Raw genomic sequence first — 14,913 nt, 5'->3', positions numbered from 1 at the left:
GCTTGAGTTTGCTGGATTTCCTCGGAGTTTGCGCTTGAGGATATAGCTTCATGAGCCCTTGATAACCACTGTCAGACAAGATTTTACCAGCTTGTCCGATATTTCTGCGACTCATTTTGAACAACTTCATATCATGACAATAGTTCACAGTGATCTCCAAAGAAACAATTCTCCCTTGGCTTGTGACAATCGCCTGAGCCTTCATAGCGTGGCATTTCTTTTTACCAGAATCATTCGCTAATTGTTTTTTTAGGACGATTGATTTTTACTTCCGTCGCATCAATCATTACCGTGTCCTCAGAACTGAGAGGAGTTCTTGAAATCGCAACACCACCTTTGAACAAGAGTTACTTCAACCCATTGGCTCCGACGGATTAAGTTGCTTTCGTGGATACCAAGATCAGCCGCAATTTGTTCATAAGTGCGGTATTCTCGCACATATTGAAGAGTGGCCATAAGAAGGTCTTCTAGGCTTAATTTGAGTTTTCGTCCCCCTTTTGCGTGTTTACCTTGATAAGCTGTTTTTAATACAGCTAACATCTCTTCAAAAGTCGTGCGCTGAACACCAACCAGGAGCTTAAATCGTGCATCAGTTAGTTGTTTACTTGCTTCATAATTCATAGAACTATTCTACCATATATTGTTTCGCAGGAAGTCTAATCAAACAGGATATCCTGTTGAAACGGAACTAGCGAGTCTAACAATCATCTCTGATAAATCAGTCGATGGCGAAATCTGAACGACTCGACTCTTTGGAGAAAGACATGCTTCTATCCTCTGGCAAGTCGAAAGTTTTGAGGGCATCGAAGCCATCCTCATCGATAAAGAAGGTCACCTAAGCTGTTCTTCAGGAATTCCTACTCTATAGAGACAACTGTTTCAATGGAGTTTTAAAATTGTATTATGTAAAAAGAGAAAGGAAATCTCATGTTATAGTCATTTAGTTTTAAAAAAGAAAGAATACATATTATGAATTTGGATCATCAAGACTACGACCATGTAATCCTTTTTCACGTTGTACCTGACGTAGTTTTTCTGGTGTAACATCATTACCTTCTTCGTCCACAATTTTGATTCCCTCAATGTGGTGACGAACAGAGCGACGATAACCTTCAATGTACTCCTCACGTAGTTTAGCTTGTTCCACTTTTTCTTCTGATGTCAAGCCTTCTGCTTTTTTCTTTTTGGCAAGCTCATTGATACGATCAATTTTTTTAGGATCCATGTTTCTCTCCTTTATGATAAGATTTAATCCGTTTAACAGATTTTATTTGGTATTGATTTGGTTAAAACGTGCAAGTTTAGCTGCTTTCTTGGTTAATTGAGACAAGATTGCCAAACGATTTTGACGGACTGCTTCATTTTCAGCCATAACCATGGTATTCTCAAAGAATGCATCAATGACTGGGCTAAGAGCAAAGAGCTGTTTCAATTGCTGACTGGCAGTCCCTGACAAAACGAGTGATTCTACTGCTTCTGCCAAGGTTTTCTCTTCTTCATTCTCAAAGAGAGCTGAATCAACTGTGGCTACTCCTTCTGCCTTCTCAGTCAAGTTAAAGGCACGAGAGAGTGATTCAACGGATGGTTTGAAGTCTTCTTCCTTGCTTGCTTCTACGAGAGCACTTGCTGCTTCCAACATATCTGCCACAACAAAGTTTGATCCTGCAAGAACGGCTTCCTTAATGTCTTTTGGAGTAGAACCCATCATCTTATCAACACGAGCCTTGATAAAGTTCATAACCTCTGTCTTATTTTCATAAGTCAAGCTGTCAAATGTTAAAGCATAAAGGCTATCAATCAGCTCGTCCATAGCAATGTGCCAACCAAAGGCATCCAATATACGAACTACACCTTGCGTCGCACGACGAAGGGCATAAGGGTCATTAGAACCTGATGGAATCAAACCTACTGAGAAGAAACTCAAAATCGTATCCAATTTATCTGCAATAGCAAGCACTGCACCAACCTTGCTCTCTGGAAGTTCTCCTTCAGCTGATGTAGGCATGTAGTGTTCACGAATAGCAGTTGCCACTGCTGGAGTTTCACCAGCAAGAAGGGCATATTTCTCACCCATAATTCCTTGGAGCTCGTCAAATTCACCAACCATACCTGTCAACAAGTCAAACTTGTAAATTGCTGCTGCACGGGCTAGGTCAACTGTTTCATCCGCTGACAAGCCTGCTTTTTCTGCCAAGAGAATAGCAATCTGACCCGTACGAATCATGTGTTCACGAAGGGAACCAATCTTCTCATGGAAGGTCACATTGTTTAATTTTTCAACAAGATCTGAAATGACCAATTTTTGATCTTCACGCCAGAAGAATTCACCATCTTCTAAGCGAGCGACCAAGACTTTTTCATTTCCTTTGATAACATTTTCCAAATGCTCTGCATTTCCATTACGAACAGAAATGAAGTTTGGCAATAGTTTACCGTCTTGATCACGGACAACAAAGTAACGTTGGTGTTCCTTCATTGAAGTCACCAAAACTTCTTCTGGAACTTCAAGATATTTAGCATCAAAACTTCCCATAAAGGCAGTTGGGTATTCAACCAAGTTCAAGACTTCATTCAGCAAATCAGCGTCAATCTCGATACCTACACCACGCTCAGCTTCGATTGTCTTGATTTGGTCAACAATCATTTGCTCACGTTCACGTGGATCTGCAATTACATACTGTGCACGAAGGTCTTCTTCATAGCTCAATGCTGACTGAATCTTAGTTTCTTGTCCCAAGAAACGATGGCCACGGCTCACACGCCCTCCCTTGATATCAAGGAAATCCAAATCAAACTCTTCTTCATCTAAAAGAACAGTTAAAGTGTGAACAGGGCGGATGTATTCAAAGGTGTTGTTAGCCCAGTGCATGCTGACAGGGAAAGTCAAGGACTTCAAGACATCTACAACACCAGGAACAATGGCTTCAACTGCTTGACCAATTTCTTCCTTGGTAACATAGACATATTCTTCACCCTTGATTTCACGGAATTCGATATCTTCAACAGTCAAGCCTTTCCCACGGACAAATCCTTGAGCTGCTTTGGTGAAGTTTCCATCACTATCCAATGCAATTTTCTTTGCTGGCCCCTTAAAATCTTCTGTCAAATCAGACTGTTTGTCTGCAAGACCAGTTAAACGAACAGCCAAACGACGTGGTGTTGAGAAGGTCTGAATAGCTTCAAAAGACAAGCGGTTTTCCTTGAGAAAGGCTGCCATTTTTTCGCCTAGTTGTTTTTCACTTGGTGTGACAACATAGGCTGGTAATTCTTCAAGACCGAGTTCTACTAATAAGTTTTTTGTCATGTTTTTTCTCCGAAAAATATCTTTTTATTTTCCAGTTTGCCTTATGTGATTGGTACGCAAGCAACCAACTTCGTTGTTTCATTGCTAAAATTGGAGCCAAAAGTCTCCAATTTTGCCTAGTATCCTTAGTTTCACTAAGGATACCTTCATCACTGCTGCAACTGGTTCAGGGCTCACACTGTTCGCCCATTTTCGTAATTTGTCACTTTCTTTATTCCGCGTCTTCTGCTAAGAGTTTAACTCGTGTTGCTTCATCTAAAAGTGGGTAACCTAGGCGTTTGCGTTCTGCGACAAAGGTTTTGGCTACGACACGGGCCAAGTTACGGATACGAGCGATATAGCCTGCGCGCTCTGTTACAGATACGGCACCACGCGCATCAAGCAGGTTAAAGGTATGTGAACATTTGAGAACATAGTCATAGGCAGGGTGAACTAAGCCTTCTTCTAATGCACGACCAGCTTCTTTTTCAAACTTATCAAAATTTTCAAGCAACATTTCTTGATCTGAAATTTCAAATGAATATTTTGAGTGTTCGTACTCAGGCTGGATAAAGATTTCTCCGTATTTTACACCATCGGCCCACTCAATATCATAGACAGAATCCACTTCCTGAATATAAGAAGCCAAGCGCTCCAAACCATAGGTAACTTCCGCAGTCACAGGGCCGGTTGCCAATCCACCGACTTGTTGGAAATAAGTGAACTGGGTGATTTCCATCCCATCAAGCCAAACTTCCCAACCGAGACCTGCAGATCCAGTCGATGGATTTTCCCAGTTATCCTCAACGAAACGAATATCGTGCTCCAAAGGATTGATTCCCAATTTTTCCAAAGACTCAAGGTAAAGTTCCTGGATGTTTGATGGAGATGGCTTCATTACCACCTGGAATTGGTGGTGTTGGTAGAGACGGTTAGGATTTTCCCCATAACGACCGTCAGCAGGACGACGTGATGGCTCTACATAAGCCGCATTCCATGGCTCAGGTCCGATAGCTCGAAGGAAAGTGTAAGGACTCATCGTTCCCGCACCTTTTTCATTATCATAAGCCTGCATGAGCATACAACCTTGGTCATTCCAAAATTGTTGCAAAGTCAAAATAATTTCTTGAAATGTTAATTTCTTAGACATTGAATACTCCTTAATAAAAAATGATTTCTTGCGACACGAGTCTGCCTCGTCGATTATACGAGGCAAGACGAGTTAGTACTGCGTCTAGCTCAGGCACTCTAGTGCTGAGCGTGGGGCAGTCCGACTGTAAGGAGGTTTCTGCCATTGACGCAGTGGAAAGTCAATTTTTTAGACATTATTTACTCCTTTTTATATAAATTACTTGCGACACGAGTCTGCCTCGTCAATCATACGAGGCAAGACGAGTTAGTACTGCGTCTAGCTCAAGCACTCTAGTGCTGAGCGTGGAGCAGTCCGACTGTAAGGAGGTTTCTGCCACTGACGCAGTAAAATGTTAATTTCTTAGACATTGTTTACTCCTTTAGTTTTTATATTTCTTTTTCAATTAATTTCTGCTGAACAAACCAATTTAACAAGGGAAGAGTTTTATCTGTATTTGCCCATAGATGATAAGAATCTAAGACCGTTTGTACACTACCTAAATTTTCTACCAACTTATCTACTGTCAAAAAGCTGCGCCAGTATTCATAAAAAATACTTGCATAGTTCTTATCATAAGTCGAAGAACCAAAATCATTCAGTGAATGCCAACCATACTTCTTCTGAAAAAGTTCTACGAGAGATTGATTACAAATTTTTTCCGCTTGAAATTCCTCTTCTGTCAAGAAATACTTGCGACTAATATATTCAACCATCCCCTCTTCGAACCAGATATAAGAGTCGTAACCATCAAAATCATCTAAAAAATGCTCCGACCAATGAGCTAGCTCATGTCCTACAATCTGTAAGAGGAAATTTTCAGATAAAGAATGATAGTGACTTTCTATTGCTTGAGTTTGCTGAGAACACTTGTAGTCCATCAACTGATACAAATATAACTCTTTCCAAACAGCTAAATCAGGCGTCATAACCATTCGTCTATTATTTGTATAGGCTGGAACAGCGCTTTCCCTAATAATCTGTGTAGCAGCATTAAAATCTGACCAAATAACGGCTTGCGGTAAATCACAGACTGCAAGTTCATTCTTTAAAAAAGATTGATAATCTTTCAACTTTTCAGTATTTCTTACTACAAAATCACGAAATGTAGCTAGTTGACTATCGTCTTTTACAAGATAAAGATTTTCCACGTCTCTCCTTTCTTTCACACAATAGACTGAATAAGCAAAAGAACCGCGTCCGACAATCCTAGGTTGATTTAACCTAGGGGCGTCAGAAACGCGGTTCCACCCTAATTTATTACTTCATTGTTTTTGAAAATACTACAGAAAGCGCCAGCACTTTATTTTGCCCTACTTGGCTCCCACTATCCCAAGCTCGCTTGAAGAACGCCATAAGACTTTCTTTCCTGCTGACTATTATATCAAAAATTAGAACAATGTACAATTCTTTTTATGATTTTCTAAAAATCCACATCATCAACTCGTGGAGCACCAGAATGAACAGCAATCGCTTTTAAGGTTTCACGCTCCTCATGGCTCAATTCAATTCCAAAGCAATCAAGATTAGCCTGAATACGAGAGGCTGTGACAGATTTTGGAAGTGGTAGAAATCCTTCTGCCAAGCTCCAGGCCAAGGCTATCTGAGCAACAAACTTTCCATGATTTGCTGCGATTTCTTGGACTTCCTTACTATCAAATAGTTCTCCCTGACCAAAAGGGCCCCAAGCTTCCAATAAAATTCCTTTTTCTCGACAGTAATCTACGACTTCCTCTTGATACACACCTGGCGCCAAGCGAACTTGATTGACCGCTGGAAGAATTTTTGCTGTTTCAAACAAGGCATCCAAATGATGGGGAAGAAAATTGCTAACGCCGATAGCACGGATCTTGCCTTCTTGATAGAGGTCTTCCATCGCTCTCCAGACCTCAGCATTTCGGATTTTCCATGCGTCATTTTCTCTAAGCGGTTTTGGATTTGGCCAATGAATCAAATACAGATCCAAATAATCCAAGCCCAACTTCGCTAAAGACTCTGCAAAAGCCTGACGAGCTTGCTCATAGGTTTGTTGGCTATTCCACAGCTTGGTAGTTACGAACAATTCCTCTCGTGGAACTCCGCTATCTTTGATTGCTTGACCAACACTTTCTTCATTCTGATAAATCGCCGCCGTATCAATATGACGATAACCAGCCTTCAAGGCTTCTAACACTGCACGATAGGCTTCTTCTCCATCCTTAGCCTTAAAAGTTCCAAATCCTAGAACTGGAATTTCTACTCCATTATTTAATTGATAGGTATTCATATGCTTCTCCTTCTATTTTATTTATCATTTATAGCATAATTTTTTTGCTAATTAGTACTATCTTTTGTAAAAAATAAGTCTATCACATATCTGACAGAACCTATTTTTTCTTGCTTATTCATCACGGCTATAATACAGTTCATGAGGTTTTAGGCGAGTATTGAGCATCTCTGGTATGGTCACAAAGGTATAACCCTGATTTTTCAAATACTCAATGACCCTTGGCAAGGCATTGACTGTCGGACTGTGAATATCATGCATCAGAACGATAGAGCCGTTAGCTACTTGATGCTGAATTTCTGTCAAAATAGATGCTTCATTTTTACTCTTCCAGTCCAGACTATCCACATCCCACATGATAAAGCTCAAATCGAGGCTATTGCGAATGTCGTCTGTAATGGCTCCATAAGGCGGACGCATGAGTTTTGAACTAGAACCCAGCGCCTTAGTTAGCGCATCCTCAGTATCAGTAATTTGTTTTTTAGCTTCATCAAGAGAGAGTTGCGAGAGAATCGGATGGCTCCAACTATGGTTTCCAACAACATGACCTTCAGATTTTATCCTTTTCACCAAGTCCTCATTCCCAGAAACATTTTTCCCAAGCACAAAGAAAGTGGCTTTAACACCATATTTAGCTAGAGTCTCTAATACCTGCGGAGTCGTTGCTGGATTTGGACCATCATCAAAGGTTAGAGCGACAACTTTTTGATGTTTCTTATCAAAATAAGACTGGTACAAGGCCGCATCTTTTTCGAGTAAGTACGAAGATTGGATAACATCAAAGAAAGTAGATACTGGTAAGGCTATCTCTTCTAAATTTTCAACCGCAGGACTCGGATAAAGGATAATCTGACTATCCTTATAATCAAAATTCCATGCAGATAAGTCTTGGTCGGAGAAACCTTTAACAATCTGATCACTCTGGTCTTGCTCCAATTTCTTATCCTGTAAGAAGGAAGTCAATTCTTTTATCAGCTGTTCCTTGGCCTTACTAGCATCTGAAAACAGTTGGTCAAGTGTAAAAGGTTGCCCATCTTCTGTTAAGTGAACCTTTCCTAGGCTGGTCTTTTCAGTCTCTTCAACCTTAAAATCAACTAAATCATAGATTTGTTTCGTCGCATTACGATTGACGACTCCCTTTAAACCTGACTCTTCTTGCTCTGTATAGTAGAAAACAAGATTGTCCTTACTTTCTAGCTTGTCCTTAATATCTTGATTTATCAGCTCCTTAACAGACGAAATCACTTGCTCCCCTTGGAGAGGATAATAGGTAATCACTTCGGTTTGTCCCTTACGAAAATGCTCCTTCTGATTTCCCTCACTCAATTGATCGTCTTTCTCTTTTTTGAGCGATTCAATCTTTTGCTCAAAGCTTTTTTGCTGATACATTTTAAAAACAATAAATCCGCCTAATAGGCAAATAGAAATTGCTAAAATACCAATCAAAGCCAATAATATATGTCTCTTTTTCCCGTGTCTGCCACGTCCCAGTCTACTTTTATTCATATTTATATCATAACAAATTTAAGCAATAATTTCAATGATACAGTTTGGCAATCCACAATTCCTCTAGCAAGCCAAAGCATCTCACATCAACTAGATCAGCCCTATCTATAGGAACCATCTAGTTTTCTATCTATGGAATTTCTAGTAGATTGAAGCTAGAATAGACACCGTCACTTCTAAAAACATTCTGAGAAATTGATTTATTTTTCCCAGTCGATTTATCCTCAAACATCCCTATACCTCTGATATTTTCTTGATAATACTATATACCCAGACACTTGTAGTTTTACCTTCAGCTAGTAATGTTGACTTTTCTTCTTCAGATAATTTTTTCCGTAAGTAGTCAATCTGCTGAGAAGTAATGTTCTCTTTCCCCATTGCCTTGACAGATTGTATCACCATTGCAGTTAAGGTTGACATATTTGAAATATCTCCATTATTTCTATGCTTAAATTCTATTCTTGCCTTACCAACATTAAAACTGGCATATCTTCCATCTGATATATAGATCCATTTTGCTGGTACCTGCGTAGATAGACCAAGTAAATTAAGGGCTGTGTTTCCCGATGGAGCAATGGTCCAATTATATTTTCTAGCAATAGCATCAGCAACTTCATCCACAGAGGCCATTGCATACTCTCCAATCAGTTCTATATATTTTGGTTTATAATAAATACCTTTCAAAATGCGAGTAACCTTTTTGTCTTTTACAAGACGATTTAATGTACTACGAACAGTTTCATATCCTACAATTTCAAAGAAATCATTTGCTATAAAAACTTGATTCGATTCAAAATTTTCTATCCTGTTTACTATTTCCTGCTTATCGTTCATCTATCGCACCTCCTTTGCACCGAATATGATGCTATTTTGGGTGCGAGAGTCATTTTATCAAGAGGGAACAGACCTCTTACAATTTCTTATGTAACATCTCTATCTATTTTATCCCATTTCTTATTTCAGTAATCGCTTGATTATAAAAATCAGGATAGTCAGCCGTATTTATTTCTTTTATATTGTAAAATGAAATAAGAATAGGACGATTCGATCAGGACAGTCAAATCGATTTCTAACAATGTTTTAGAAGTAGAGGCGCACTATTCTAGTTTCAATCTACTATAATAGAAATTACTTTGACTTTCCTGACTGATTTGTTTAGTTCTTATTTCATTCAGATATGCTATGCATTAACCAATAGCGGATACCTACGGAGAACTTGCCACTCAGATGTAGAACCTGCCCATCATACAAAAAAACAGACTTCATCCCACAAAGAGATAAAATCTGTTACTATTTTCTACACGATATTTCCTAATTTTTAATCCAGCAGTTGGTCTACTTGGCTGATGACTCGCTCGGTAAAGGGCTTGTTGCCAAAAAACTCCAACCACGGCTTGCGAACCTCGTCTTTGCTGGTTTCTCTGTATTTTTTAGGTCTTATTTATGATGCTCTTTCAATAGTTCTTCAAACTCAGCCACAGTCATGCCTAATTGCTCACTCGCAACCTCAGGTGTTAGAAGACCTTGACGAACTAGATTTGCTAAACTTACTTTTAATCCCTGTTCGATGCCTTCAGCTCGTCCACGTTCAATTCCCTGTTCAATGCCCTCAGCTCGCCCACGTTCAAGACCGCGCTCCAGTCCTTGTTCAATCCCTTCCGCCCTAGCAGTTTCTAAGGCATAGTCCTGTGCTAACATGGCTTGTTCTTCTCGCCTGCGTTGTTCACTAAACATCTTTCTGTCCTCCTCGGACCAGCTCTTGTAGTCCAGCAGTTGGTCTGCTTGACTGATGGCTCGCTCGGGATGCTGGGTAAAGGGTTTGTTCCCAAAAAACTCTAACCACGGCTTGCGAACCTTGTCTTTGCTGGTTTCTCTGTATTTTTTTAATTCCAAGAATGCCATCTTAACCAGATGGTTTTCTTGTCCGTTATTTGTAATTGTTAAAACCTCACCTGTCGTGTCCTCTCGCATACTAAAGCTATGGAAAGCCAAGTCATCTTGGAAATAATTGCTGTCCACGATTGCGATAGCGTATACTGGTGCGATATGCTTGTAACTCTGGTGGGTATCACCTTCTCTTTGGCGAATTTTTTCAAGATTTTGATTGACCTGACTGCATAGGTAAGCCCACAGGCGATTGATGAAAAAATTCTGATGATGTACCTGAATCTCAATGATAACTTGCGTTCCATTATCCAACTCCGCTAAGACGTCTATACTGGTATAGAAATCCTGCGCCGAGTAAGGCAGGGAAGGTAGTACATGAATATTACTTCCCTCCAAAATGGTCACATTTTTTGCTGGTAAATCCAACATATCGCGAATAAATTGACAAGTGATTTCTGGATTACTAAAAATCTTCTTAGCAACCAAGTCATTAGTTGGGCTGATGCCCGGATGTCTTAGAATCATCCTTCTCCTCCTTCTATTATAGCACATTTTTTAATCTAATTTGCTAGATTTGATGCTTCTATCTATTTATTCGTAAAAGAAAGCTTTTCTTCAGAAGAAAGCTAATCGCTTATTTGAAATTTTTCCCCTCTGTTGGATAGTCCCGTCTATCTATGTTATAATGAAAGAAGGATTTAAAATCAGAAAAGGAGTATTTATGCTTAAATTAGGTATCATTGGCACTGGCGATATCAGCCACCACTTCATAGAAGCAGCCCATGCTAGTGGGAAATACCAGCTGGTCGCAGTCTATTCTAGGAAACTTGAAACCGCAGCAACCTTTGCTTCTCGCTATCAGGATATCCAACTATTTGATCAATTAGAAGACTTCTTCAAGAGCTCCTTCGATGTAGTCTATATTGCCAGTCCAAACTCCTTGCATTTTGCTCAGGCAAAGGCTGCCTTGTCTGCAGGTAAACATGTCATTCTTGAAAAGCCAGCTGTCACTCAGCCACAAGACTGGCCGGATTTGGTTCAAACAGCTGAAAAAAATCACTGTTTTATCTTTGAAGCAGCTCGTAATTACCATGAAAAAGCTTTCACTATCATCAAAAACTTTTTAGCAGACAAACAAATTTTGGGGGCAGATTTCAACTATGCCAAATATTCTTCCAAAATGCCTAACTTGTTGGCTGGGCATACGCCCAATGTCTTTTCAGAGCGTTTTGCTGGTGGAGCACTTATGGATTTGGGGATTTATCCTCTCTACGCTGCCGTTCGTCTCTTTGGAAAGGCTGAGGACGCAACCTACATGGCTCAACAGCTTGACAATAGCATGGACCTAAATGGAGACGGTATCCTCTTCTACCCTGACTTTCAAGTTCATATCAAGGCTGGGAAAAACATCACTTCCAATCTTCCTTGCGAAATTTACACAACAAATGGAACCTTGACCCTCAACACGATTGAGCATATTCGCTCAGCTATTTTTACCGACCACCAAGGCAATCAAGTCCAGCTCCCTATTCAACAGGCTCCTCATACGATGACTGAGGAAGTCACTGCATTTGCACACATGATTCAGCAACCAGACCAGACACTTTACCAGACTTGGCTGGATGATGCAGGCTCTGTTCATGAGCTACTATATACCATGCGCCAGACTGCTGGCATTAGATTTGAGGCAGAAAAATGAAAAGCAAACTACCTACTGAATGGCAAGAACTAAGTGACCAACTCGGTTTCCAAGAATTTACCCCCATTCAAACTCAACTATTTGAGCCCATTCTTGCAGGAGAAAATCTTCTAGGAGTAAGTCCAACAGGAACCGGTAAGACCCTAGCTTACCTCCTACCAAGTCTTCTCAGACTACAAAAGAAAAAAGCGCAGCAACTCTTGATTCTAGCACCAAATACAGAGCTTGCTGGACAGATTTTTGATGTATGTAAAACGTGGGCTGAGACTATCGGCTTGACTCCCCAACTCTTCTTATCAGGTTCGAGCCAGAAACGCCAGATTGAACGCCTAAAAAAAGGACCAGAAATTCTGATTGGAACTCCTGGACGTATCTTTGAACTCATTAAATTGAAAAAAATCAAGATGATGAATGTGGAAACCATCATCCTGGATGAATTCGACCAATTGCTAGATGATTCTCAGATTCACTTTGTTGAGAAAATCACTCACTACGCACCGCGTGACCACCAACTGGTCTACATGAGTGCCACGACTAAGTTTGACCAAGAAAAGATTGCGCCAAACACACGTACCATTGATCTCTCTGACCAAAAACTGGATAACATCCAACATTTCTATATGCAGGTAGACCAACGTCACCGAGTGGATATGCTACGAAAACTAGCTCATGTGGAGGATTTCCGCGGTCTGGTCTTCTTTAACAGCCTATCAGACCTTGGAAGTGCAGAGGAAAAATTACAGTATCGGGATATCTTGGCTGTTTCTCTCGCTAGTGATGTTAATGTCAAATTTAGAAAAGTCATCTTAGAAAAGTTTAAAGACAAGCAACTAACCCTGCTTCTAGCAACAGACCTTCTGGCACGTGGAATTGATATCGATAGCCTAGAATGTGTCGTAAACTTTGATATTCCTAGAGATATTGAAACCTACACTCACCGTGCTGGCCGTACTGGCCGTATGGGCAAGGAAGGTTATGTTATCACTCTCGTCACTCATCCAGAAGAACTTAAAAAACTTAAGAAATTTGCGAGCGTACGTGAAATTGTCTTGAAAAATCAAGAACTCTATATTAAATAAAGCCCCATCGCTCTATACACATCCAGTGTATGGAGCTTTTTATAAGCAATTCAATTTTATACTCTTCGAAAATCTCTTCAAACCGCGTCAGCTTCGCCTTGTCGTATGTATATGATACTGACTTCATCAGTCTTATCTGCAACCTCAAAACAGTGTTTTGAGCTGACTTCGTCAGTCTTATCTGCAACCTCAAGACAGTGTTTTGAGCTGACTTCGTCAGTTCTATCTGCAACCTCAAGACAGTGTTTTAAGCTGACTTCGTCAGTCTTATCTATAACCTCAAGACAGTGTTTTGAGCTGACTTCGTCAGTTCTATCTACAACCTCAAAACAGTGTTTTGAGCTGACTTCGTCAGTCTTATCTGCAACCTCAATACCATGTTTTGAGCTGACTTCGTCAGTCTTATCTACAACCTCAAAAACATATTTTGAGCTGACTTCGTCAGTTCTATCTGCAACCTCAAGACAGTGTTTTGAGCTGACTTCGTCAGTTCTATCTGCAACCTCAAGACAGTGTTTTGAGCTAACTTCGTCAGTCTTATCTACAACCTCAAGACAGTGTTTTGAGCAGCCTGCAGCTAGCTTCCTAGTTTGCTCTTTGATTTTCATTGAGTATTAGTTCAATATCTGAAAAAAAGAACCTTGCAAAGCAAGATTCTTTTAGTGTCTGACTTAAATAATTGTTCTTCTGGGAACTAAATCGAATTAAGCTTCGATTTCTGTAACCATACCTGAACCAACAGTACGTCCACCCTCACGGATAGAGAATGTAGTACCTTGTTCTACGGCGATTGGGTGGATCAACTCAACGTCGATTGTCACGTTATCACCAGGCATTACCATTTCAGTACCTGCTGGAAGTTCGATTGAACCTGTAACGTCAGTAGTACGGAAGTAGAATTGTGGACGGTAGTTGTTGAAGAATGGAGTGTGACGTCCACCCTCTTCTTTAGTAAGGATGTAGACTTCACCTTTGAATTTAGTGTGTGGGTTGATTGAACCTGGTTTAGCGATAACTTGTCCACGTTCGATTTCATCACGTTGAACACCACGAAGAAGGACACCTACGTTATCTCCGGCAAGACCTTCGTCAAGTTGTTTACGGAACATTTCAACACCAGTAACAACTGCTTTTTGAGTTTCTTCTTTGATACCAACGATTTCGATTTCGTCGTTGACTTTAACGATACCACGGTCGATACGTCCTGAAGCAACTGTACCACGTCCAGTGATTGAGAATACGTCTTCGACTGGAAGAAGCAATGGTTTGTCAGTGTCACGTTCTGGTTCTGGGATGTACTCATCAACTGTGTTCATCAATTCCATAACGATGTCTTCGTATTTAGAGTCACCTTCAAGAGCTTTAAGAGCTGAACCTTGGATAACTGGAAGATCGTCACCTGGGAAGTCGTATTCTGACAATAGGTCACGGATTTCCATTTCAACCAATTCAAGCAATTCTTCGTCGTCTACCAAGTCAACTTTGTTCATGAAGACGATAAGGTGTTTAACACCAACCTGACGTGAAAGAAGGATGTGCTCACGAGTTTGTGGCATTGGTCCGTCAGTTGAAGCTACTACAAGGATAGCACCGTCCATTTGAGCGGCACCAGTGATCATGTTTTTAACGTAGTCCGCGTGTCCTGGAGCGTCGATGTGAGCGTAGTGACGTTTTTCAGTTTCGTACTCAACGTGCGCAGTGTTGATTGTGATACCGCGTTCGCGTTCTTCTGGAGCAGCATCGATAGACGCATAGTCTTTAGGTTGGTTAACTGATGAAGGCAAGCGACGTGCCAAAACAGTTGTGATAGCTGCAGTTAGGGTAGTTTTCCCGTGGTCAACGTGTCCGATAGTACCAATGTTAACGTGTGGTTTACTACGATCGTATTTTTCTTTTGCCATTTGAGTAAAAGCCTCCAATAAAATATATTTTATAGATAGACAGTAGGCAATACAGTCTAACTTTCCTTACTATTTTATCAAATTTCAGCTAAATTGCAAGTGTTTTACAACGTTTTTGTGAATTATTCTTGGTAAAAATTTAACTGAAAGTTCTATAATGAAG

12 protein-coding genes and 3 pseudogenes are annotated in these 14,913 nt (G+C 40.3%); 3 read left to right on the top strand and 12 right to left on the bottom strand.

Going from position 1 to position 14,913, the window contains the following annotated elements; translation table 11 throughout:
• Positions 1-621, bottom strand: a pseudogene (locus HT709_RS05255) (transposase family protein); the annotation flags it as partial.
• 37 nt (positions 622-658) lie between these two features.
• Between HT709_RS05255 and HT709_RS05250 the strand changes: the two are divergent.
• Positions 659-868: pseudogene (locus tag HT709_RS05250) on the top strand (FAD:protein FMN transferase); the annotation flags it as partial.
• 99 nt (positions 869-967) lie between these two features.
• Here the strand turns inward: HT709_RS05250 and HT709_RS05245 are convergent.
• The 9 genes and pseudogenes from HT709_RS05245 to HT709_RS05210 all read right to left on the bottom strand — a co-directional run bounded on the left by HT709_RS05245 (position 968) and on the right by HT709_RS05210 (position 10,596).
• Complete coding sequence (locus HT709_RS05245) at positions 968-1,225, bottom strand: DUF896 family protein (RefSeq protein ID WP_000371298.1); 258 nt, start codon at positions 1,223-1,225, stop codon at positions 968-970.
• 42 nt (positions 1,226-1,267) lie between these two features.
• Positions 1,268-3,304, bottom strand: coding sequence for a glycine--tRNA ligase subunit beta (glyS, locus tag HT709_RS05240; protein ID WP_000164732.1), 2,037 nt, complete (start codon positions 3,302-3,304; stop codon positions 1,268-1,270).
• 211 nt (positions 3,305-3,515) lie between these two features.
• On the bottom strand, positions 3,516-4,433 hold the full coding sequence (gene glyQ / locus HT709_RS05235; RefSeq protein ID WP_023936433.1) for a glycine--tRNA ligase subunit alpha: 918 nt from the start codon (positions 4,431-4,433) through the stop codon (positions 3,516-3,518).
• A gap of 368 nt (positions 4,434-4,801) precedes the next feature.
• On the bottom strand, positions 4,802-5,563 hold the full coding sequence (locus HT709_RS05230) for an elongation factor Tu (protein WP_023936435.1): 762 nt from the start codon (positions 5,561-5,563) through the stop codon (positions 4,802-4,804).
• A gap of 272 nt (positions 5,564-5,835) precedes the next feature.
• The gene (locus HT709_RS05225) at positions 5,836-6,678 is read right to left on the bottom strand and encodes an aldo/keto reductase (protein ID WP_001099666.1); all 843 of its coding nucleotides are present in this window, start codon (positions 6,676-6,678) and stop codon (positions 5,836-5,838) included.
• A gap of 114 nt (positions 6,679-6,792) precedes the next feature.
• Positions 6,793-8,184 (bottom strand): peptidoglycan-N-acetylglucosamine deacetylase PgdA, encoded by a 1,392-nt coding sequence (gene pgdA / locus HT709_RS05220; RefSeq protein WP_049779895.1) that lies wholly within the window; start codon positions 8,182-8,184, stop codon positions 6,793-6,795.
• A 234-nt stretch (positions 8,185-8,418) separates the two neighbouring features.
• Positions 8,419-9,018, bottom strand: a complete 600-nt coding sequence (locus HT709_RS05215; RefSeq protein ID WP_000998387.1) for a DUF6088 family protein — start codon at positions 9,016-9,018, stop codon at positions 8,419-8,421.
• A 487-nt stretch (positions 9,019-9,505) separates the two neighbouring features.
• Positions 9,506-9,616 (bottom strand): annotated as a pseudogene (locus HT709_RS11790) (flagellar assembly protein H domain protein); the annotation flags it as partial.
• Between the two features lie 5 nt (positions 9,617-9,621).
• Positions 9,622-10,596: an Rpn family recombination-promoting nuclease/putative transposase gene (locus HT709_RS05210; protein WP_172925572.1), complete on the bottom strand. Its 975-nt coding sequence runs from the start codon at positions 10,594-10,596 to the stop codon at positions 9,622-9,624.
• A gap of 196 nt (positions 10,597-10,792) precedes the next feature.
• Between HT709_RS05210 and HT709_RS05205 the strand changes: the two genes are divergently transcribed.
• Both HT709_RS05205 and HT709_RS05200 read left to right on the top strand, forming a co-directional pair.
• The gene (locus HT709_RS05205) at positions 10,793-11,770 is read left to right on the top strand and encodes a Gfo/Idh/MocA family oxidoreductase (protein WP_000915857.1); all 978 of its coding nucleotides are present in this window, start codon (positions 10,793-10,795) and stop codon (positions 11,768-11,770) included.
• Positions 11,767-12,849, top strand: a complete 1,083-nt coding sequence (locus HT709_RS05200; RefSeq protein WP_000837546.1) for a DEAD/DEAH box helicase — start codon at positions 11,767-11,769, stop codon at positions 12,847-12,849. The genes HT709_RS05205 and HT709_RS05200 overlap by 4 nt, the downstream gene beginning before the upstream one ends.
• Before the next feature lie 77 nt (positions 12,850-12,926).
• Here the strand turns inward: HT709_RS05200 and HT709_RS11785 are convergent, their stop codons facing one another.
• Both HT709_RS11785 and tuf read right to left on the bottom strand, forming a co-directional pair.
• Positions 12,927-13,457 carry a hypothetical protein gene (locus tag HT709_RS11785; RefSeq protein WP_240156673.1) on the bottom strand — a complete coding sequence of 177 codons (531 nt, stop codon included), beginning with the start codon at positions 13,455-13,457 and terminating at the stop codon, positions 12,927-12,929.
• A 96-nt stretch (positions 13,458-13,553) separates the two neighbouring features.
• Positions 13,554-14,750 carry an elongation factor Tu gene (gene tuf, locus HT709_RS05190; RefSeq protein ID WP_001040724.1) on the bottom strand — a complete coding sequence of 399 codons (1,197 nt, stop codon included), beginning with the start codon at positions 14,748-14,750 and terminating at the stop codon, positions 13,554-13,556.
• Positions 14,751-14,913: the final 163 nt, after the last annotated feature.

Origin of the sequence: Streptococcus sp. 1343 (assembly GCF_013277355.1) — a bacterium.
Classification (GTDB): Bacteria; Bacillota; Bacilli; order Lactobacillales; family Streptococcaceae; genus Streptococcus; species Streptococcus pseudopneumoniae.
This window is presented reverse-complemented; position numbering and strand designations above follow the sequence as displayed.

Coding starts and splice junctions, on each gene's coding strand:
- HT709_RS05215 (WP_000998387.1), bottom strand. CDS start 9,018: ATGAACGATAAGCAGGAAATAGTAAACAGGATAGAAAATTTTGAATCG.
- pgdA (WP_049779895.1), bottom strand. CDS start 8,184: ATGAATAAAAGTAGACTGGGACGTGGCAGACACGGGAAAAAGAGACAT.
- glyS (WP_000164732.1), bottom strand. CDS start 3,304: ATGACAAAAAACTTATTAGTAGAACTCGGTCTTGAAGAATTACCAGCC.
- HT709_RS05225 (WP_001099666.1), bottom strand. CDS start 6,678: ATGAATACCTATCAATTAAATAATGGAGTAGAAATTCCAGTTCTAGGA.
- tuf (WP_001040724.1), bottom strand. CDS start 14,750: ATGGCAAAAGAAAAATACGATCGTAGTAAACCACACGTTAACATTGGT.
- HT709_RS05210 (WP_172925572.1), bottom strand. CDS start 10,596: ATGATTCTAAGACATCCGGGCATCAGCCCAACTAATGACTTGGTTGCT.
- HT709_RS11785 (WP_240156673.1), bottom strand. CDS start 13,457: ATGAAAATCAAAGAGCAAACTAGGAAGCTAGCTGCAGGCTGCTCAAAA.
- HT709_RS05200 (WP_000837546.1), top strand. CDS start 11,767: ATGAAAAGCAAACTACCTACTGAATGGCAAGAACTAAGTGACCAACTC.
- HT709_RS05205 (WP_000915857.1), top strand. CDS start 10,793: ATGCTTAAATTAGGTATCATTGGCACTGGCGATATCAGCCACCACTTC.
- glyQ (WP_023936433.1), bottom strand. CDS start 4,433: ATGTCTAAGAAATTAACATTTCAAGAAATTATTTTGACTTTGCAACAA.
- HT709_RS05245 (WP_000371298.1), bottom strand. CDS start 1,225: ATGGATCCTAAAAAAATTGATCGTATCAATGAGCTTGCCAAAAAGAAA.